19 protein-coding genes are annotated in these 18,987 nt (G+C 76.9%); 9 read left to right on the top strand and 10 right to left on the bottom strand.

Annotated features, from left to right (window positions below):
• Nucleotides 1–72: 72 nt before the first annotated feature.
• The 4 genes from ACI78S_RS14420 to ACI78S_RS14405 all read right to left on the bottom strand — a co-directional run bounded on the left by ACI78S_RS14420 (nt 73) and on the right by ACI78S_RS14405 (nt 5,321).
• Entirely contained in the window at nt 73–555 is a 483-nt protein-coding gene (locus tag ACI78S_RS14420; RefSeq protein WP_456974416.1) for a VOC family protein, read from the bottom strand.
• A 181-nt stretch (nt 556–736) separates the two neighbouring features.
• A complete protein-coding gene (locus tag ACI78S_RS14415; protein ID WP_456974414.1) occupies nt 737–4,477 on the bottom strand; it encodes a DNA polymerase III subunit alpha in 3,741 nt (1,246 codons plus the stop codon).
• The gene (locus ACI78S_RS14410; RefSeq protein ID WP_456974412.1) at nt 4,474–4,971 is read right to left on the bottom strand and encodes an SAV_6107 family HEPN domain-containing protein; all 498 of its coding nucleotides are present in this window, start codon (nt 4,969–4,971) and stop codon (nt 4,474–4,476) included. Before ACI78S_RS14410 ends, ACI78S_RS14415 begins: the two co-directional genes overlap by 4 nt.
• Nucleotides 4,971–5,321: a DUF6504 family protein gene (locus ACI78S_RS14405; RefSeq protein ID WP_456974410.1), complete on the bottom strand. Its 351-nt coding sequence runs from the start codon at nt 5,319–5,321 to the stop codon at nt 4,971–4,973. Before ACI78S_RS14405 ends, ACI78S_RS14410 begins: the two co-directional genes overlap by 1 nt.
• A 397-nt stretch (nt 5,322–5,718) precedes the next feature.
• Here ACI78S_RS14405 and ACI78S_RS14400 point away from each other — a divergent pair, with 397 nt between their 5' ends.
• From ACI78S_RS14400 to ACI78S_RS14375, 6 genes are read left to right on the top strand one after another with little or no spacing between them, the layout of a single operon-like run.
• Complete coding sequence (locus ACI78S_RS14400) at nt 5,719–6,264, top strand: YbaK/EbsC family protein (RefSeq protein WP_456974408.1); 546 nt, start codon at nt 5,719–5,721, stop codon at nt 6,262–6,264.
• The gene (locus ACI78S_RS14395; RefSeq protein WP_456974406.1) at nt 6,261–6,848 is read left to right on the top strand and encodes a GNAT family N-acetyltransferase; all 588 of its coding nucleotides are present in this window, start codon (nt 6,261–6,263) and stop codon (nt 6,846–6,848) included. The genes ACI78S_RS14400 and ACI78S_RS14395 overlap by 4 nt, the downstream gene beginning before the upstream one ends.
• A 5-nt stretch (nt 6,849–6,853) precedes the next feature.
• The gene (locus ACI78S_RS14390) at nt 6,854–8,431 is read left to right on the top strand and encodes a phytoene desaturase family protein (RefSeq protein ID WP_456974404.1); all 1,578 of its coding nucleotides are present in this window, start codon (nt 6,854–6,856) and stop codon (nt 8,429–8,431) included.
• Nucleotides 8,428–9,204 carry a carotenoid biosynthesis protein gene (locus tag ACI78S_RS14385; protein WP_456974402.1) on the top strand — a complete coding sequence of 259 codons (777 nt, stop codon included), beginning with the start codon at nt 8,428–8,430 and terminating at the stop codon, nt 9,202–9,204. Before ACI78S_RS14390 ends, ACI78S_RS14385 begins: the two co-directional genes overlap by 4 nt.
• Complete coding sequence (locus tag ACI78S_RS14380) at nt 9,201–10,340, top strand: glycosyltransferase family 2 protein (protein ID WP_456974400.1); 1,140 nt, start codon at nt 9,201–9,203, stop codon at nt 10,338–10,340. The genes ACI78S_RS14385 and ACI78S_RS14380 overlap by 4 nt, the downstream gene beginning before the upstream one ends.
• Complete coding sequence (locus ACI78S_RS14375) at nt 10,337–10,993, top strand: flavin reductase family protein (protein WP_456974398.1); 657 nt, start codon at nt 10,337–10,339, stop codon at nt 10,991–10,993. The genes ACI78S_RS14380 and ACI78S_RS14375 overlap by 4 nt, the downstream gene beginning before the upstream one ends.
• Nucleotides 10,994–11,018: 25 nt before the next feature.
• On the opposite strand, the gene ACI78S_RS14370 is transcribed toward ACI78S_RS14375, so the two are convergent.
• Both ACI78S_RS14370 and ACI78S_RS14365 read right to left on the bottom strand, forming a co-directional pair.
• A complete protein-coding gene (locus ACI78S_RS14370; protein ID WP_456974396.1) occupies nt 11,019–11,996 on the bottom strand; it encodes a carbohydrate kinase family protein in 978 nt (325 codons plus the stop codon).
• A gap of 96 nt (nt 11,997–12,092) precedes the next feature.
• The gene (locus ACI78S_RS14365) at nt 12,093–12,758 is read right to left on the bottom strand and encodes a CDP-alcohol phosphatidyltransferase family protein (protein ID WP_456974394.1); all 666 of its coding nucleotides are present in this window, start codon (nt 12,756–12,758) and stop codon (nt 12,093–12,095) included.
• Nucleotides 12,759–12,812: 54 nt separating this feature from the next.
• On the opposite strand from ACI78S_RS14365, the gene ACI78S_RS14360 reads away from it, so the two are divergent.
• Both ACI78S_RS14360 and ACI78S_RS14355 read left to right on the top strand, forming a co-directional pair.
• Nucleotides 12,813–13,622, top strand: a complete 810-nt coding sequence (locus ACI78S_RS14360; RefSeq protein WP_456974392.1) for a lipase family alpha/beta hydrolase — start codon at nt 12,813–12,815, stop codon at nt 13,620–13,622.
• Between the two features lie 92 nt (nt 13,623–13,714).
• Nucleotides 13,715–14,353, top strand: a complete 639-nt coding sequence (locus ACI78S_RS14355) for a dihydrofolate reductase family protein (protein ID WP_456974390.1) — start codon at nt 13,715–13,717, stop codon at nt 14,351–14,353.
• Between the two features lie 61 nt (nt 14,354–14,414).
• On the opposite strand, the gene ACI78S_RS14350 is transcribed toward ACI78S_RS14355, so the two are convergent.
• Complete coding sequence (locus ACI78S_RS14350) at nt 14,415–14,993, bottom strand: GNAT family N-acetyltransferase (RefSeq protein ID WP_456974388.1); 579 nt, start codon at nt 14,991–14,993, stop codon at nt 14,415–14,417.
• A 101-nt stretch (nt 14,994–15,094) separates the two neighbouring features.
• On the opposite strand from ACI78S_RS14350, the gene bla reads away from it, so the two are divergent.
• Nucleotides 15,095–16,036 carry a class A beta-lactamase gene (bla, locus tag ACI78S_RS14345; protein WP_456974386.1) on the top strand — a complete coding sequence of 314 codons (942 nt, stop codon included), beginning with the start codon at nt 15,095–15,097 and terminating at the stop codon, nt 16,034–16,036.
• 9 nt (nt 16,037–16,045) lie between these two features.
• Here the strand turns inward: bla and ACI78S_RS14340 are convergent, their stop codons facing one another.
• The 3 genes from ACI78S_RS14340 to ACI78S_RS14330 are packed head-to-tail and all read right to left on the bottom strand — an operon-like array spanning nt 16,046 to nt 18,887.
• Nucleotides 16,046–16,855: an ABC transporter permease gene (locus ACI78S_RS14340; RefSeq protein ID WP_456974384.1), complete on the bottom strand. Its 810-nt coding sequence runs from the start codon at nt 16,853–16,855 to the stop codon at nt 16,046–16,048.
• Complete coding sequence (locus ACI78S_RS14335) at nt 16,852–17,781, bottom strand: ABC transporter ATP-binding protein (RefSeq protein WP_456974382.1); 930 nt, start codon at nt 17,779–17,781, stop codon at nt 16,852–16,854. The genes ACI78S_RS14340 and ACI78S_RS14335 overlap by 4 nt, the downstream gene beginning before the upstream one ends.
• A complete protein-coding gene (locus ACI78S_RS14330) occupies nt 17,778–18,887 on the bottom strand; it encodes a LolA family protein (RefSeq protein WP_456974380.1) in 1,110 nt (369 codons plus the stop codon). The genes ACI78S_RS14335 and ACI78S_RS14330 overlap by 4 nt, the downstream gene beginning before the upstream one ends.
• Nucleotides 18,888–18,987: the final 100 nt, after the last annotated feature.

Below are 18,987 nucleotides of genomic sequence, written 5' to 3'. Positions count from 1 at the left end.
GAGCCTAGTGGTGGCCCCGCCGCGGGGCCCCACCGCGAGCCCGCGAGCGGTGGGGGGCGGCGGGGTCCTGCGTCACGCCGGAACGGCGTCCGCGGCGCGCTCCAGCTCGGCGATGTCGATCTTCTTCATCGTGAACATCGCCTGGACGGCGCGCTGCCGGCGGTCGGCGTCGGGGTCGGACTGCAGCTCCAGCAGGCGGATCGGCACGACCTGCCAGGAGACGCCGAAGCGGTCCTTGAGCCAGCCGCAGGGGGCCTCCTGGCCGCCGTCGGTGAGCCGGTCCCAGTAGTGGTCGACCTCGGCCTGGTCGGCGCACATGATCTGGAAGGAGATGGCCTCGCTGAAGGCCCAGTCCTGCGGGCCACCGTTGAGGCCCACGTACTCGGTGTCGCCGAGCCGCCAGGACACCGTCAGGGCCTGGCCCTCGCGCTCGGGGGCCTCGGCGCCGTAGCGCACGGTGCCGAGGATCTCGGCGTCGGGCCAGACGGAGGTGTAGAAGCGCGCCGCCTCCTCGGCCTCGGTGTCGAACCACAGGCAGATCACGGTCTTCGGCATGGTCGCCGTCCTCTCTCGGGATGCGCCCCCTCTCGGGAGGCTCTCGCCCGGTGGGACCGTCGCGCGGCCGAGGACTCATCGGCGGAGCACGGCGCGTGGTCTCGGGGATCCGGGGGTCCGCGACGCCACCCCACGGCCCCGCTTCCCCGATCTCGCGGATCACCGGCTGCGGACCGCGGCCTCAGTGGCCGGAGCTGCCCGGGCTGGAGTGCCAGAGCTTGCGGGGTGCCGCGGCCCGGCGGGCGGCGACCTTGGTGTCCTCCCCCGCCGGCTTGATGTCGGCGTAGGGCGACATGCGGAAGCCGGTCGGGTGCACCAGCACCGGGCGCACCACGACCGGCCGCGAGCCGTGGGACGCCGCGGCCCCGGCGATGGCCTGCTCGGTGTACTGGCCCGGAGCGACCATCTGCTCGGCGACCGCCGTCAGCCCACCGGTCTCCCAGGCCTCGTGCAGCGCCGGCAGCTCCCACGCCCCGGTGGCCCGCAGCGAGACCCCGCGCGGCCCGGTGCGGCGGACCACCCCGCGGACCACCAGCAGCCACGAGTGGAAGACCGTCGCGGCGTAGGGACCCTGCACGTCCTCGAAGAAGGTGGAGTCGGTGCAGCCGGTGCCGTCGTCGAGGGTCACGAAGACCACCCGGCGGCCGGAGCGGATCGGCGGCGTCTGCGTGGCCACCTTCACCCCGGCCACCAGCACCTCGGACTCGCTGCGGCAGGTGAGCAGCTCGCCCGCCGGGACGGCGCCCAGCTCGGCGAGGAAGCGCCGGTAGAAGTCGACGACGTGCCGGCTGGCGTCGAGGCCGAGCACCTCGAGCTCGGCCCGCACCAGCTCGGCGTCGGTGAACTCGGGCAGCCCGCTGCTGTCGGCCCAGTCGGGGACGGCCTCGTCGTCGGGGAGGGCCTCGTCGTCGGGGACGTCGAGCCCCATCAGGTCGAGGCTGAGCTGGCCGCGCGAGCCGGCCCGGGCGCCGCTGCGGGTCCAGCGGTCCAGCTCGCCGATCTGCAGCAGCAGGTCGCGGCGGGTCACCTGCCGACGGCGGCGGGTGGGCCGGCCGGCCTCCCGGTCGCGCACCCCGAAGCCGTAGAGGGAGTCGAACCCGCCGGCGAGCACCAGCCGCTCGACCACCGGCCGGGACACCGAGGCCCGCTGCCAGAAGTCGGCCAGCGACCGGTAGGGCTGGCCGTCGACGATCCGCCCGACCTCGTCCTCGGAGATCCCCTTGACGTCGGCCAGCGCGAGCCGGATGCCGTAGCGGGACGGCGCGCGCATCGCCTCCGGCATCCACTCCGGGCGCCGCCACCCCTCGTCCCCGGTCTCCAGCTCCACCTCAGGGTCAGGGTCGAGCCGCTCCACCCGGTAGCTGCCCGCCGAGGCGTTGACGTCGAGGCCCAGCACGCGGATGCCGAAGTTGCGGGCGTCGTCGAGGATCAGCCGCTTCGGGTACATGCCCGGGTCGTGGGTGAGCACCCCGGCGAGGAACGCCGCCGGGTGGTGCGCCTTGAGCCACGCCGACTGGTAGGTGGGCAGGGCGAACGCGGCGGCGTGGGCCTTGCAGAAGCCGAACGAGCCGAAGGCGGCCAGCACCTCCCACACCCGCTCGGCGACCTCGACCGGGTAGCCCGCGTCCAGCACCCGTGGCACGAACCAGGCGCGCACCTCCGGGTGGGCGTCCTTCTCCCCCAGCGCCCGGCGCACCTCGTCGGCCTCGGCCAGGGTCACGCCGGTCATGCGGGAGACGATCTGCAGCACCTGCTCGTGGAAGACCACCACGCCGGCGGTCTCCTCCAGGCAGAACTCGAGGTCGGGGTGCGGGTACTCGGCCTCCCGCCAGCCGTTGCGGGCCATGAGGAACGGGGTCACCATGTCGCTCTTCACCGGCCCGGGCCGGAACAGCGAGATGTCGATGACGATGTCCTCGAACGTCCGCGGCCCGAACTTGCCGACCAGCTCCCGCTGCCCCGGCGACTCGATCTGGAACATGCCCAGCGTCCGGGTGCTGCGGATCAGCTCGAACGTCGTCGGGTCGTCGCGCGGGATCGCGTCGATGTCGACGACCTCGCCGTCGACCCGCTCGATCTCGTCGAGGGCGTGCGCGATCGCCGACTGCATGCGGATGCCGAGCAGGTCGAGCTTGAGCAGCCCGAGCTCCTCGACGTCGTCCTTGTCGAACTGGCTCATCGGGTAGCCGAGGAAGCTGTTCTCCACCGGGGTGCGGTCGAGCAGCGTGGCGTCGGAGAGCAGCACGCCGCACGGGTGCAGGGCGATGTGCCGGGGCAGCCCGTCGAGCCGGGCGACCAGGTCGAACAGCAGGTCCAGGTCGCCGGTGCCGCCGCCGCGCCTGGAGCCCATCCGGCTGGCCCGCAGCTCGGGCAGGTCGCGCAGCGCGGCGTGCACCTGGTTGGCCCGGATGTGCGGGAACGCCTTGGCGATCGCGTCGACCTCGGCGACCGGCATGCCCAGCGCGGCGCCGACGTCGCGGATGGCGTGCCGCACCCGGTAGGTGTCCATCATCGAGATGCAGCTGACCCGGTGGGCGCCGAAGCGCTCGATCACCGCGTCGTAGACCTCCATCCGGCGGGCCGACTCCACGTCGATGTCGATGTCGGGCAGCTGGTGGCGCAGCGGGGAGAGGAAGCGCTCCATCAGCAGGCCGTAGCGGATCGGGTCGACGTCGGAGATGCCGAGCAGGTAGGTGACCAGGCTGCCGGCGCCCGACCCGCGCGCCGCCGCGCGCACCCTCAGGCTCTTGATGAGGTCGACCACGTCGGCGACGGTGAGGAAGTAGGACGGGTAGCCGAGGGAGTCGATGACGCCCAGCTCCTCCTCCAGCCGCACCCGCACCCGCTCGGTCAGCGCCATCCCCCGGCGGCCCAGGCCCGCCTCGCAGCGGGCGCGCAGCACCTGCGACGGGCCCATCCCCTGCTCGGCGGCGGTGGTGACGACGTCGAGCTCGGGGTAGCGCACCGTGCCGATGCCGAGGTCGTCCCGGACGTCGACGGTGCACTGCTCGGCCAGCCGCGCGGTGCCTTCGAGCAGCCGCAGCGCGGCGTCGCGGTCGGGGCCGACGAGGTCCTCGGCCACCTCGGCCATCTCCTTGCCCGACTTCAGGTAGCCCTCGGCGGTGCGCCGGTCGACGTGCCGCAGGTCCAGCGGCACCAGCCGGCGGGAGGCGTCGAGGACGTCGGCGGTGGGCGCGTCGAGGGGGTCGACGTAGCGGACGGCGTTGCTGAGCACCACCGGCACCTGCTGCTCGGCGGCGAACCGCAGCATCGCCGCCGCCCGCGCCCGGTCGCCGCGGCCGCGGTGGTGGACCAGCTCGACCGCCAGCCGCCCGGGACCGAACACCGCGCGCCAGGCGGCCAGCGCGGCGACGGCCTCGTCGGCCCGGCCGGTGGCCAGCGCCCGCCCGACCGGCGAGTCCGGCCCGAGCAGCGCGACCAGCCCGGTCGCGTGCTCCGCGGCGACCGCCAGGGAGCTGACCGGCTCGCCCCGCGTGCCGCGCAGGTGGGTGGCGCTGGTCAGCCGGCACAGCGAGCGCCACCCCGCGCCGTCGCGGGCGAGGAAGGTGACCCGCGGCAGCCGCGGGTCGACGCTGGCCCCGCCGCGGGCCGGCACCCGGCGGGTGGCCGGCGGCCGGCTCAGCTGCGACGCCTCCCCCAGCGGCCGGGCCAGGGGCCGCGGGACGGCGGAGTCGACGGCCGGCGCCATCGCGAGGTCCACCCCGAAGATCGGCCGCACGCCGGCCGACCGGCAGGCGAGCGCGAACTTCACCGCGCCGTAGAGGCCGTCGCGGTCGGTGAGCGCCAGCGCGGTCATGCCGTGCTCGGCGGCCCGGGCGACGAGGTCGGCGGGATGGTTCGCGCCGTACCGCATCGAGTAGCCCGACGCGACGTGGAGGTGGACGAAGGGGTCGGCCGTCACCGCCGGCGGCCGGACCCGCCGACCACCCGGGGACGGGTGGCGGCCGGCCGCACCGGCTCCGGGACGAGGGTGCCGAGGGTGTGCTCGACCACGGTGAGGAAGGCGCCGACGTCGCGGACGAGGTCGTCGGCCTCGCGCTCGGTGACCGCCCGGGAGAGGCCCGCCTCGGCCGCGGCGCGCTTGGCGGCCCCGGCGGCGAAGAAGGTGGCCCACTCCCCCAGCTCGGGCGCGACCTGGCCGAGCAGCACCCAGGCGCTGCGCGGCCGCCGGCGCCCGGCCTCCGGGCGGGTGCGGGCGGCCAGCACGGCGGCGGCGCCGCGCAGCGCGCCGAGGTGCGCGGTCGCGTACCGGCGGCGCGGGTCGTCAGTGCACGCCGCGGCCTCGGCCAGCGAGCGGCGCGCCTGGTCGAGCAGCCCCGCCGCCGCCGGGGGCAGGGGCGGCGGCAGGGGCAGCTGGTCGGCGGGCTCGAACGACATGGCTCGCGCGGCGCCCATCAGTCGTGCACCCGCACGAGCCACCAGCGGTTGCCGGCGGCGTCCCAGGACAGGTCGTAGACCCCGGCGAAGCTCATGCGCGACCGACCGGCCCGCACCGCCTCGACCCGCCACACCTCGCGGGAGGCGACCAGGTCGGCCGAGGCGCCGGAGGAGGACCCCGGGGAGGACACGGCGTGCTGCCGCCACCACGGGGCGGTCTCCACCCAGGAGTCGAGCAGCTCGCCCACGACGTAGCGCGACTGCCCGCGCCAGAACTGCGCCGGGCCGAGCGGGCCGCGCTCGACCTGGACCTCCTCGCCGAGCTGGGTCGGTCCCCCGACCGCAGCCCTGCCGAGCACCCGGCTCATCGCACACTCCCCTGCTCCGCCTCCGCCGCCGGCCCGCCGCTCCGGGCGGGGAAGACCCGGGAGCGGCGGGAGTCGGCTGCGCCCGAACCCACCTGTCGTTCGAACGCCTGTTCGAACACCGAGAAGTACACCGGACGGGTGCGGGCCCGTCAAGTCGGGCGGCTCCCGGCGCGCCGCCCACCTCGAGCCGATTGCACCAGCCACCACCGACGGTTTCCGGGACGGCCGGAGCCCGCCGCGTCCACACCGGCGAGCCGGTCGCCACGGGCTCCGGGAGCGACCGGATCGCCGATCCGGCCCGGAACGAGCCGGGAGGGAGCCGGAAGAGCCGGGAGAGAAGGCGCGCGCCCGGCGGATTGGCGGGCGCGGGCCCCCGCGCCGGTGGCAGGATTCCCCCATGACCCGCCCCGCGCACCCACGGGTCGCCGAGATGGCGGAGCTCCTGGCCGCCGCCGGCGCCGTCGGCCCGGTGCGCGAGCTGCCGGGCAGCGCCCGCACCGCCGCCGAGGCCGCCGCGCAGCTCGGGGTGCCGGTCGGCGCGATCGCCAGCAGCCTGGTGTTCGACGTCGACGGCGCGCCGCTGCTGGTCCTGACCAGCGGCGGCCACCGCGTCGACGAGGTCCAGGTGGCCGGCCTGCTCGGCGTCCCGCGCGTGCGGCGGGCCTCGCCCGACTTCGTCCGCCGGCACACCGGGCAGCCGATCGGCGGGGTGGCCCCGATCGGCCACCCCGAGCCGATCGGCACGCTGGTCGACGTGGAGCTGGCCCGCTACGAGCAGGTGTGGGCCTCGGCCGGCCACCCCATGGCCGTCTTCCCCACCAGCTACGACGAGCTGCTCCGGCTCACCGCCGGCACGGCGGCCGAGGTCGGCGGCGGCCTCGAGCCGAGCACCGGATCCCATGTCACCGGATCCCATGTCGAGGAGGCGGTGGAGGCACCGTGACCGGCACCAGGCCCGCGACGCGGGTCACCGAGCTGCCCGTGCGGTGGATCCGCGACCACATGCACGAGGCGCTGGCCATCTACGGCCTGGCCATGGGCTACGACCCCTCGGTCGTCGCCGGCCGCTACGGCTACGCGATGCAGCACACCGAGCGTCCGGGCTTCCGCGCGGTGGGCGCCTTCGCCGAGACCCGCGGGGGCGAGGACGCCGCCGCCGAGGAGCTCGTCGGCTTCGGCTACGGCTACCTGGTCGCGCCCGGCCAGTGGTGGCACGACCAGGTGCGCGCCGCCCTCGACCGGCGGACGGCGAAGCGCTGGCTGCCCGGCGCCTTCGAGGTGTGCGAGCTGCACGTGCACCCCGATCACCAGAGCCGCGGCCTGGGCCGGCAGCTGCTGCACGCCCTGCTGGCCGACCTGCCCTACCCGGCGGCGCTGCTGTCGACCCCGGACGCCGACACGAAGGCCTTCCGGCTGTACCACGCCGACGGCTTCGTCGACCTCGCCCGCGGCCACCACTTCCCCGGCGACTCCCGGCCGTTCGCCATCCTCGGCGCCCGCCTGCCGCTGCGCCCCGCCGGCACCTGACCGGCGTGCCGCCGACCTCCACCGCCGACGCCGTCGTCGTCGGCTCGGGCCACAACGGCCTGGTCGCCGCCTGCTACCTGGCCCGTGCCGGGCTCTCGGTGGAGGTGGTGGAGCGCGACGGCGTCCTCGGCGGGGCGGTCTCGACCGTGGAGCGCTGGCCCGGCGTGCGGGTCGACCGGGGCTCGAGCGCGCACGTGATCGTGCGGCACAGCGGGATCGTCGAGGAGCTCGACCTGGCCGCCCACGGGCTGGAGTACGTCGACTGCGACCCGTGGGGCTTCGCCCCCGGCGACCCGCCGCTGGTCTTCTCGACCGACCTCGACGCCACCTGCGCCTCGATCGCGGCGGCCTGCGGGCCGGCCGACGCCGCGGCCTACCGGCGCTTCGTCGCGGTGTGGGGGCCGCGCAGCCGCGCCGTCGTCGCCGCGTTCGGCGGGCGGCCGGCGGCGGGCCACCTGCTGCGCGCGTTCTGGCCGCTGGGCGCGCCCCGCGGCGGGCGGCCCCGCACGCCCGGCGGCGAGCTCGCCGCCGACTTCCTCGGCTCCGGCGACGCGCTGCTCGACCGGTGGTTCACCAGCGAGCGGCTCAAGGCGGCGCTGGCCTGGTTCGGCGCCCAGTCCGGCCCGGCGACGAGCGAGCCGGGGACCGCGGCGATGGTCGGCTGGGTGGCGCTGCTGCACGACGTGCCCCCCGGCCACCCGGTCGGCGGCTCCGGCGGGCTCACGCAGGCGTTGCGCCGCCGGCTGGAGGCCGACGGCGGCCGGGTCGCGCTCGGCGACGCCGCCACCCGGCTGCTCACCGCCGACGGCCGGGTCACCGGCGTGGAGACGGCGTCCGGACGGCGGATCGCGGCCGGCGCCGTCGTGGCCGCCTGCCACGTGCTGGCCACCCGCGAGCTCGCCGGCGACGCCGCTCCCCCGGCGCTGGCCGACGCCGACCCGCCGCTGGGCAACGGCTTCGGCCTCGTGGTCCGCTGCCTCACCGACGCCCCGCCGTCCTACCCCGGCGCGGGCCCCGAGGCGCTGGCCGGGCTGCAGCTGCTGTGCACCGACCGCGCCGAGCTCGCCGCCGCGCACGGCGACTGGCAGGCCGGCCGGCTGCCGCGCGTGCCCGTCCCGCTGGCCATGTCGTTCTCCGCGAGCGACCCGACGCTGGCCCCGCCCGGCCGGCACGTGGTCACGCTGTGGGGCCAGTGGTACCCGTACGAGCTGCGGGACGGCGGCGACTGGACGGCGCTCGCCGACGCCGAGGCCGACCGGCTGATCGCCGCGGTCGACCGGTTCGCCCCGGGCTTCGCCGCCTCGGTGCTCGACCGCTACGTGCAGACGCCGCTGCGCCTGGAGCAGGAGCTGGGCCTGGTGCGCGGCAACGTCATGCACGTGGAGATGGGCCTGGCCAGCATGTTCTCCCTCCGGCCCACGCCCGCGCTGGCCGGCTACCGGGTGCCGGGCCTGCGCGGCCTCTACCTCGCCGGGGCGTCGACCCACCCCGGCGGCGGCGTCTCGGGCAACTCCGGCCGCACCGCCGCCCGGCTGGTGCTGGCCGACCGGAGGAGGCGCCGGTTCGCGGGGTGGCGCCGGTGACGACGACGACCGCGCCCGGGCTGGTCGCCCGGCGGGTGCCGCTGGTGCTCGCCGTCCTGCTCGTGCTCACCGCGATCGCCTACCCGCTCACCGAGGGCGACGCCCGCGACGCGGTGAGCTGGACGATCGTGCTGCTCGGCTCGGCGGTGTCGGTGGGCCACGCCGGCGTCTCGCGGGGGTGGCGCACCGGGCTCGGGGTGGCGGCGCTGGTCGTCGTCACGTCGCTGGTCTTCGAGTCCGTCGGCCTGGCCACCGGCTTCCCGTACGGCAGCTACACCTACGGCGACGTGCTCGGCCCGCGGCTGCTCGGCGTGCCGTTCCTCGTGCCGCTGGCCTGGCTGATGATGGCCTGGCCCAGCTGGGTGCTGGCCGCGCGCCTGGCCGGCCGGCCGGCGGCCCGGGTGGTCGTGGCGGCGGCGGTCTTCGCGGCGTGGGACGTCGTCCTCGACCCGCAGATGGTGCAGGCCGGCTACTGGACCTGGGAGCACCCGTCGCCGGGCCTGCCCGGCATCGACACCGTGCCGCTGACCAACCTCGGCGGCTGGTTGCTCGCGGGGGTGGTGCTCATGGCCCTGCTCGACCGGCTGGTGCGCCGCACCGCGACCCCGCCGCGGCTCGGGGACGCCGCTCCCCTGCTGGCCCTGGGCTGGATGACGCTCGGCGGGGCGCTCGCGCACGCCGGCTGGCTCGGCCTGCCCGGTTCGGCGGCGTGGGGCGCGGCGCTCGCCCTCCCGGTGCTCGTCGCGCTCGGGCTGCGGTGGAGGCGGGCGTGAGCGGGCCGCTGGTGCGGCTGCTGGCGGGGGCGTCGGTGGCCGGGGCGCTGCACGCCGCCGTCAACACCGCCCTGCTCCGCCGCCCGCCCGCCGCGCCGCCACCGGTCCGGCGGCCGGTGACCGTCGTGCTGCCGGTGCGCGACGAGGAGCGGCAGGTCGCCGCCTGCCTGGCCGGCCTGCTCGACCAGCGCGGGGTGCCCGACCTGCGGGTGGTGGTGGTCGACGACGGCTCGACCGACCGCACCGTCGACGTCGTCCGCGCGGTCGCCGACCCGCGCGTGCAGCTGGTCCGGGCCGGCGAGCCGCCGCCCGGGTGGCTGGGCAAGCCGCACGCCTGCGCCGTCGGGGCGGCCGAGGCCGGGGACGACGACGGCGTCCTGGTGTTCCTCGACGCCGACGTGCGGCTGTGGCCCGACGCGCTGGCCGCCGCGGTGGCGGTGCTCGACGCGCACGGCCTCGACCTGGTCTCCCCCTGGCCGCGGCCGCTGGCCGGCACCGCCGCCGAGCGGCTGGTGCAGCCGCTGTCGCCGTGGCTGTGGGCCACCACCCTGCCCCTGCGCCTGGCCGAGCGGTCGCCGCGGCCGTCGCTGGCCGCCGCCAACGGGCAGTTCCTGGTGGTGCGCGAGCGCGCCTACCGCGCGGCCGGCGGGCACGCGGCGGTCGCCGGCGAGGTGCTCGAGGACCTCGCGCTGCTGCGGGCGGTGAAGCGGGCCGGTGGCCGCGGGGTGCCGGTCGACGGATCGCGGCTGGCCGCCTGCCGCATGTACGAGGGCTGGCCGCAGCTGCGCGACGGCTACGCCAAGTCCCTGTGGGCCACGGTGGGCGGGTCGCCGGCGGCGAGCGTCGCCGCCGCGGCGGCGCTGACCGCGGTCGGCGTGGTGCCGGCGGTCGCGGCGCTGGGCGGCTCCCGCGCGGGGCTGGCCGGCTACGCCGCGGGCGTGGCCGGCCGGGCGGTCGTCGCCGCGCGCACCGGCGGGCGGCCCTGGCCCGACGCCCTCGCCCACCCGGTCTCGCTGCTGCTGCTCGACGTCCTGGTGGCGCGGTCGGTGGCGGGCCACCGCCGGGGCACGCTGACCTGGCGCGGCCGGACCCTGCCCGTGCCGGCGCCGCCCCCGCCGACGACGATGGCCCGGTGACCCCGCCCGACCCGCAGCCGCGCACCCGCTTCGACCCCGGCGAGATGGGGTCGCGGGCGTTCTACCGGGTGCTCAACTCGGTGGTGGTCCCGCGGCCGATCGCGTGGGTGTGCAGCCGCTCGGCCGACGGCGTGCACAACCTGGCGCCGCACTCCTTCTACACGGTCGCGTGCGTGCGGCCGCCGATCGTGCAGTTCACCTCGGTGGGCCGGAAGGACTCGCTGAACAACGTCGAGGCGACCGGCGAGTTCACGGTCAACCTGACCCCGCGGTGGCTGTTCGAGCAGGTCAACGCGACGGCGACCGACTTCCCGGCCGACCAGAGCGAGGCCGAGCACACCGGCGTCCGGCTGGAGCCCGGCGAGCGGGTGTCGGCGATGCGGGTGGCCGGGTCGCCGGTGAGCATCGAGTGCACCCTGCACTCCACGGTGAAGCTCGGCGACTGCTGGGTCGTGTTCGGGCGGGTGCTGCTGATCAGCGCCTGGGAGTCGGCCGTGCGCGACGGCCGGCCGCGGATCGAGCACCTCGACCCGCTGGCCCGCCTCGGCGGCAACGAGTGGTCGACGGTGGGCGAGGTGCTGGAGATCCCGCGGATCCCCTACCGCGCCTGGTCGGAGGACCCGGGCATCGGCGAGCGCCTCCGCGGCGGCTGAGCGGGGCTCCCGGTACCGGGCACCCCTACGCGGGGAGGTGGGCGGCCACCTCGTCGGCGGCGGCGCGGCCGAAGGCGTCGGTGAAGCGCGCCAGGAAGTGCTCGCGGTCGATCGTGTACTCCTGCGTGCCCACGACCTCGACCGCCGCGGTGGCGACGGCGGAGCCGAGCTGGGTGGCCCGCTCCAGCGACAGCCCCCACACCCGCCCGGCGATGAACCCGGCCCGCAGGGCGTCCCCGCCGCCGGTGGGCTCGACCGGCTTGGTCTCGGGCACCGCGATGACCTCGATCGGCTCGGCGCCGGCCTGCTCGACCCGCACCCCCTCCGACGCGCGGGTGGTCACCCACGTGCCGACCCGCGCCAGCACCTCGGCGTCGGTCCAGCCGGTCTTCTGCAGCAGCAGCGCGTGCTCGTACTCGTTGGTGAACAGCACGTCGGCGCCCTCGACCAGGCTGCGGATCATCGCCCCGTCGGCCCAGGCCAGCTGCTGGCTGGGGTCGGCGGCGAACGGGTAGCCGCGCTCCCGGCACTCCTCGGTGTGGCGCACCATCGCGGTGGGGTCGTTGGGGCCGACGACCACCAGGTCGAGCGCCCCCACCCGCCGGGCGACCGGCGCCAGCTCGATCTGCGAGGCCTCCGACATCGCGCCCGAGTAGAACGACGCGATCTGGTTGTTCTTGACGTCGGTGGTGCACACGAACCGGGCGGTGTGCTTGAGCTCGGAGCGGTGCACGCTGGCGGTGTCGACGCCGTGCCGGTTGAGCCAGGCCTCGTAGTCGGCGAAGTCGTTGCCGACGGCGCCGACCAGCACCGGGCCCAGGCCGAGCAGGCCCAGGCCGTAGGCCATGTTCGCCCCGGCGCCCCCGCGGTGCTGCACCAGGTCGTCGACGAGGAAGGACAGCGACACGTTCTCCATCTGGCCCTCCACGAACTGCTCCGAGAAGGAGCCGGGGAAGGTCATCAGGTGGTCGGTGGCGATGGAACCGGTGACGGCGACGGGCACGCAGGCCCTCCTCGAGGCAACGGGCAGCACGGAACGCTCGGCGGTCGAGCACCTCAGGGTAGGTGGCGCCGCGGTCCGCCCGCCCGTCGAGGGGGCTCAGCCGCCCAGCGCCCGGCGCAGCGACACCCCGAGCTGCGCCACCGCGACCACCCCGAGCAGCGCGCCGGCCACCGCCCCGGCGGTGGTGACGTCGTCGGCCAGGCCGCCGGCGCCGGCGAGGGCCAGCACCCCCGCGCCGCCGAGCGTGAACCCGGTGAGGGCCACCCGCGTCGGCCGCTCGAACACCGAGATCGCGCCGGTCTCGGCCACGCCGGCCTGGCCCGCGCGGGCGCGCAGGTAGTCGGGCAGCCAGCACAGCGCCCCGAAGGCGGCGGCCAGCCAGCCGGGGGCACCGGCGACCCAGAGCGCGGCCGCGTAGGCGGCCTCGGTCAGCCGGTCGACGGCGGAGTCGAGGACGAACCCGCGCCGCGAGGCGCGGCCGGTGGCGATCGCCAGCGCGCCGTCGAGGCTGTCGAGCAGCCCGGACAGCCCCACGAGCAGGCCCGCGAGCACCAGCCAGCCGCCGCCCGGCACGGCGAGCCCGGCGGCGCCCGCGGCGACCAGCAGCCCCAGCGCGGTGGCCAGCAGGGGCGGCAGCCCCGCCAGCGGGCGGGCGAGCGCGTAGGCGGCCGACAGCCAGCCGCGCACGAGCGCGCTGGCGGCGGGGTCGGTGCCGCCGTGCCACCGCGCCCACGCGGCCAGGTACTCCTCGCGGCTCAGCACGGCCGCAGTCCACCAGCCCGTGTCGAGCGGGGCGAGAGCGGGGACAGTGGGAGCGTGCTCGCCGGCCTCTCCCCCGCCCGCCGACGCGTCGTCCTCGGGCTGCTCGCCGTGGTCGCCGCGGGTCTCGTCGCCGTCGCCGTCGTCCTGCTCGTGCCCGGCGGGCCGGGCCGGTCCGCGGAGCCGGTGGCGCAGGACGAGGTGGGGCCGGTGCTCCTGGTGCCGGGGTACGGCGGCTCCACGGGCTCGCTGCAGGAGCTGGCGTCCCGGCTCACCGCCGCGGGCCGCGACGCCACCGTCGTCGCGCTGCCCGGGAACGGCACCGGCGACCTCAACGCCTCGGCCGACGCCCTGGCCGACGCCGCGACGGCGGCCCTCGAGCGCACCGGGGCGGCCAGCGTCGACGTCGTCGGGTACTCGGCCGGCGGCGTCGTCGCCCGGCTGTGGGTGGCCGACGACGGGGCGGACGTCGTGCGGCGGGTGGTCACCCTCGGCTCCCCGCACCACGGCACGTCGCTGGCCGACCTCGCCGGGCAGGTGGCGCCCGAGCAGTGCCCGGAGGGCTGCCGGCAGCTGGCCCCCGGCAGCGACCTGCTCGCGCAGCTCAACGCCGGCGACGAGACCCCCGCCGGCCCCAGCTGGGTCTCCATCTGGACCACGCAGGACGAGACGGTGACGCCGCCCGACTCCGCCCGGCTGGACGGCGCGCTGAACCTGACGGTGCAGTCGGTCTGCGCCGACGCCCGGGTGGGCCACGGCGGCCTGCCGCGCACCCCGCTGGTGCTGGCGATGGTCGAGGCGGTGCTCGCGCCCGGTGACCCGGAGCCGCTCGACGCCGACGACTGCACCCGCCTCGGCGGGAGCTGACCGGGTCGCGCCGCTCGCCGGCGCCGGGCACCGATGAGTTCCAGGTCCCCCCGCCGTCTCCCGGGATGACCACCACCCCCGGGGAGCCACCGATGCCGAAGCTGCGCGTGCACAACCTGTCCGTGTCCCTCGACGGCTACGCCGCCGGGCCCGACCAGGGGCTCGACCACCCGCTCGGCGTGGGCGGCGAGCAGCTCCACACCTGGTTCGTCCGCACCGAGACGTTCCAGCGGGTGCAGGGCGCCGGGGGCGGCACCACCGGCCCGGACGACGACATCGCGCGCCGCGGCGACGAGGGCATCGGCGCGACGATCATGGGCCGCAACATGTTCGGCCCGGTCCGCGGCCCCTGGGGGGACAGCGACTGGAAGGGCTGGTGGGGGCCGGAGCCCCCGTACCACCACCCCGTCTTCGTGCTCACCCACCACGCGCGCGAGCCGATCGAGATGGCCGGCGGGACGACCTTCTCCTTCGTGACCGACGGCATCGAGTCGGCGCTGGAGCAGGCGTTCGCCGCGGCCGGCGGGCGCGACGTCCGGCTCGGCGGCGGCCCCGGCACGGTCCGCGAGTACCTGCGGGCCGGCCTGGTCGACGAGCTGCACGTGGCCGTCGTCCCGGTCCTGCTCGGGACCGGCGAGCGGCTGCTCGGCGACGGCGTCGGCACCGACCTGACCGTCGTCGAGCACGTCGCGACCGACGCCGCCACGCACGTCCGCCTCGTCCGTCGCTGAGCGCCGCAGCCGGGCTTCCGGCACCGGAAGCCCGCTCGGGGCAGGCTCCGGCGCGGGCCGCTCAGGTGAGGGAGCGGCGCATGAGCACCCGGGGGAACCCGCCCGCGACGGCGTCGGTGTCGGCGACCTTGGTGAACCCGGCCTTCTCGAACAGGCTCCGCGTGCCGACGAAGGCCATGGTGAGGTCGACCTTGCGGTCGCCGTTGTCGGCCGGGTACCCCTCCACGGCCGGGGCGCCCTGGGCCGCGGCGTAGTCCACCGCTCCCCGCACGAGCGCGTGCGCGATCCCGCGGCCGCGGTGCCCCGGGCGCACGCGGATGCACCACAGGGACCACACGGGCAGGTCGTCGACGTGCGGGATCTTCCGGGAGCGCTCGAAGGGGAGCTCCGCGCGCGGCGCGACCGCGGCCCAGCCGACCACCTCGCCGTCGTCGTAGGCGAGCACACCCGGGGCGACCGGGCGGCCGGTCAGCTCCCGGACGTACTCGCGGCGCGCCGGACCCACGAGTTCCCGGTTGGTCCTCGCGTCGACCCGGTGGCTGAGGCACCAGCAGACGTTGGCGTCCGGGTTCTTGGGGCCCAGCATCGTCGCGACGTCGTCGAACCGCGCCGTCGTCGCCGGCTGGATCTCGATGCCCACCCGTGCACGCTAGCGCCGGCGACCGCGTGCGCGGTGGTGGCGGACGCGCGGGCCCCTGGCCCGCTAGCGTCGCGACCGCCGAGCTCACGAGGGAGGGGCGCATGCGCGAGCCGGGGAGCAGGTCCGCCCGGGGCGTGGCGTGCCTCGTCCTCCTCGCCACCGCGGCCTGCTCGTCGGCCGCGGGCGCCGATCGGGCGGCGCCCGGCACGGCTGCCGTCGCGACGAGCGAAGCGGCCTCCCCGTCGCCGGGCTCCCCGGACGTGGCGGCCGAGCTGGCCGCGCTCGAGGAGCGGTTCGACGCCCGCCTCGGCGTCTACGCGGTGGACACCGGCACCGGCCGGACCGTGGCTCACCGCGCGGACGAGCGGTTCGCCTACGCGAGCACGATCAAGGCGCTCGCCGCCGGCGCGCTGCTGGCGCAGACCTCGGCCGCCGACCTGCAGCGCGGCGTGCCGATCCGGCCGAGCGACCTGTCGTCGGCCTGGTCGCCCGTGACGAGCGGCCGGGTGGGGGGCAGCATGACGCTGGCCGAGCTCTGCGACGCCGCCGTGCGGTTCAGCGACAACACCGCCCTGAACCTGGTCCTGCGCGAGCTCGGCGGCCCCGCCGGCCTCGACGCCGCGCTCGAGCGCGTGGGCGACGACGTCACCCAGGTCTCGCGGACCGAGCCGGAGCTCAACAGCGCCGTACCGGGCGACGAGCGCGACACCACGACGCCCCGCGCGCTGGCCACCACGCTGCGGGCCTACGCCCTCGACGGCGGCGTCCTCGACGAGGGGGACCGCGCCCTGCTCCTGGACTGGCTGCGCCGGAACACCACCGGTGACGCGCTGATCCGGGCCGGCGTCCCCGAGGACTGGGAGGTCGGCGACAAGACCGGCGACGGCGCGTACGGCACCCGCAACGACGTCGCCGTGCTCACCCCGCCCGGACGCGCCCCGATCGTGCTGGCCGTCATGTCGAGCCGGGCCACCCCGGACGCCGAGCACGACGACGCGCTCGTCGCCGAAGCGGCCCGGGTCGTCGCCGGGGTGCTCGGCTGACCGCCGCGCCTAGCTGGTGACGTCCTTGGTGGCGAAGTTGGCCCACGCGCCGGCCAGCAGCACGCCGACGTAGACGCCCTGCAGCGCCAGGCCCCGGACGATGTCGCGCCACAGGACCGGGTCGCGGAAGAAGTCGACGAACGACAGCCAGTACCGGGTGGGCAGGTACGGCGCGATCGGCGAGGCGGCGTCGAGGGTGAACAGCAGCGACGAGGCCACGAGGACGGCCAGCGCGCCGAGGGTGGCGCCCAGCGGCGAGTCGGTGAACGTGGAGAACAGCAGCGCGAAGGCGGCCACCCCGAGCATCGACACGGCGACGTAGCCGACCGCCATCAGCGTGCGCAGCGTCAGCTCCTCGGAGCTCAGCGACGTGCCCGACACCGACGTCCCGCCCGTCGGCTGGGCGTCGAACAGCGTGGTGCCCAGCAGGTAGCCGACCGCCGCCACGACCACCACGGTGACCAGCACGAACGCCAGGACGGCGACCAGCTTGGCCACCAGCAGCCGGGTCCGGCCGGCCGGGCGCGCCAGCAGGTAGCGCAGCGTGCCCGCCTGCGCCTCGCCGGCCACCGAGTCGCCGGCCACCACCGCGACGGCGATCGGCAGGAACAGCGGCAGCACGATGGCCAGCGCGGCCAGCGTGAACAGCTGCCCGTTGGTGAGGACGGCGGACAGGAACGGCGGCCCCTCCCCCGGCCGCGGCGCCAGGTCGGTGAGCGCCAGCAGCACGGCGACGGCGACCGGCAGCGCGTTGAGGACGGCGATCGTCGCCCACGTCCGCGGGCGGCGGAACAGCTTGCGCAGCTCGACCGCGATCACCGGAGGGCCCCCGGCGCGTCCACCCGGTCGCTGCTCGCGCCGGCCGCGGCGAGCACGACCTCCTCGAGCGTGGGCCGCTGCAGCGCCAGCCCGGTCACCGGCACCCCGGCCCGCACGAGCAGCGCGTTGACCTCGGCCGGGTCGTCGCCCTTCACCACGACCCGCTGCCCGTCGACCGCGGTGACCCGCCCGTCGAGGGCGGCCCGCACCCGGTCGGGCGCCGGCGTCTGCACGACGGTGGCGCCGGTGGGGGCGGTCAGCACGGCCAGCCGCTCCTGCAGCACCAGCCGGCCGCGGTCGAGCACGCCCACCCGGGTGGCCATCTGCTCGACCTCGGCCAGCAGGTGGCTGGAGAGGAAGATCGTCGTCCCGCCGCGGTGCAGCTCCAGCAGCAGCGCGCGGATCTCGGCGATCCCCTGCGGGTCCAGGCCGTTGGTCGGCTCGTCGAGCACCAGCAGCTCCGGGCGGCGCAGCAGCGCCCCGGCCAGCCCCAGGCGCTGCCGCATGCCGAGCGAGTAGGCCTTCACCGGCCGCCGGCCCACCCCGCCCAGGCCGACCTGCTCGAGCACCTCGTCGATCCGCCGGCGCCGGGTGCGTCGCCGGCCGCCGGGGCCCGATGCGTCGAGCAGCGCGAGGTTCTCGCGGCCGGACAGGTGCCCGTAGTGGGCCGGCCCCTCGATCAGCGCGCCGACCCGCGGCAGCACCCGCCGCCCGGCCCGGGGCATGCGGCCGCCGAGCAGCTCGACCTCCCCGCTGGTGGGCAGCACCAGGCCCAGCAGCATGCGGACCGTCGTCGTCTTGCCCGAGCCGTTGGCACCCAGGAACCCGTAGACGTCGCCCTCGCGGACGTCGAGGTCGATGCCGTCGACCGCGCGCAGCCGGCCGAACCGCTTGACCAGCCCGCGGGTGACGATGACGCCGCTCATCCGCGGCTCCGCAGCTCGGGGAGTTCGCGCGCCGCGGCCTCGAGCGCGTCGACGGTGACCGTGCCGGTGAGCACGTACGACTGCTGTCCCGGCGAGCCGACCAGCATGATGCCCACCGGCCCGGCCGCCAGCCGGATGCCCAGCTCGTCCTGCACCGCCGTCGGGCTGGTGGCGCCCACCCGGCGGAGGTCGAAGGCCAGCCGCACCGGCACCGGGACGACGGCGAGCAGGGTGACCCCGCGGCCGTACAGGCCGACCGCCTCCGGCGCCCCGGCGAGCGCCCGGCGGGGCAGGCCGGCCAGGGTGCCGGGCAGGGCCACGGCGCGCAGCCGCTGGTCGGCCAGGTCGAGCACGCCCTCCTCCGGATCGCGGCCGAACCACACCCCCTCGGGAGGGCTGAACGCGACCACCCCGGGCGCCGGCGTGCGCAGCGCGAGGTCGAGGAAGCGGGTGTCCAGCGCCGGGTCGGCCGCCCCCTCGGCGTAGAGCTGCACCTGCAGCGGCAGCCCCGTCGCGGCGTCCACCCACAGGTCGATGCGCGCCACCGAGGCCGCCTCCTCGGCGGGCACCAGCCGCAGGCCGAGGGCGTCGCGGCCGGCGATCCGGGCGGCGCCGGTGCGCGCGAGCTCCTCGTCGGTCGCCTCCGACAGCACCCGGCGGCCCAGCGTCGGGGGCAGCAGGTCGGGCGCTTGCGGCAGGGCCAGCGGCGTGACCCCGGACCGCGTCGCCCGGTTGGCCTCGTAGTCCCAGGTCCACGCGCCCTCGGCGTCGCGGTGCACGCCGGTCTCGCCGGTGGCGCGGACGACGTCGACGCGGTGGTCGGCCGGCCCGCGCCACCAGACGCGCATCGTGGTGCGGTCGCTGAACAGGTCGGCCAGCGCGGGCAGCTCCTCGCTCACGGGCAGGGCGAGCCCCCCGGCCGACTCCGCGTAGCCGGAGAACCCGAGGTCCGCGCTGGCCAGCGCGGCGGCCCGCAGCTCGGCCGCGGAGACGTCGGCGTCCTCGGCCGGCAGCGCGCCGATCACCGCGGGCAGCGCGACCAGGACGGCGACCAGCGCGAGCACGAGCGCCCAGCGGCCCGCGGCACCGCGCCGCCGAGATAACACTCTGGTAACGGTACGAGACGAGCCCGTGCCCGGCCTGTGCGCGCCCGGGGGATCTCCACGGCGGGCCCACGCGTGACCGGTGGGCGCCCGGGGCACCGCT

Source organism: Geodermatophilus sp. SYSU D00815 (assembly GCF_054050035.1).
This window is presented reverse-complemented; position numbering and strand designations above follow the sequence as displayed.

What these genes read in the sequence shown, in the direction of transcription:
- ACI78S_RS14335 (WP_456974382.1), bottom strand. Translation starts at nt 17,781, where the DNA reads ATGAGCGGCGTCATCGTCACCCGCGGGCTGGTCAAGCGGTTCGGCCGG.
- ACI78S_RS14405 (WP_456974410.1), bottom strand. Translation starts at nt 5,321, where the DNA reads ATGAGCCGGGTGCTCGGCAGGGCTGCGGTCGGGGGACCGACCCAGCTC.
- bla (WP_456974386.1), top strand. Translation starts at nt 15,095, where the DNA reads ATGCGCGAGCCGGGGAGCAGGTCCGCCCGGGGCGTGGCGTGCCTCGTC.
- ACI78S_RS14410 (WP_456974412.1), bottom strand. Translation starts at nt 4,971, where the DNA reads ATGGGCGCCGCGCGAGCCATGTCGTTCGAGCCCGCCGACCAGCTGCCC.
- ACI78S_RS14355 (WP_456974390.1), top strand. Translation starts at nt 13,715, where the DNA reads ATGCCGAAGCTGCGCGTGCACAACCTGTCCGTGTCCCTCGACGGCTAC.
- ACI78S_RS14420 (WP_456974416.1), bottom strand. Translation starts at nt 555, where the DNA reads ATGCCGAAGACCGTGATCTGCCTGTGGTTCGACACCGAGGCCGAGGAG.
- ACI78S_RS14400 (WP_456974408.1), top strand. Translation starts at nt 5,719, where the DNA reads ATGACCCGCCCCGCGCACCCACGGGTCGCCGAGATGGCGGAGCTCCTG.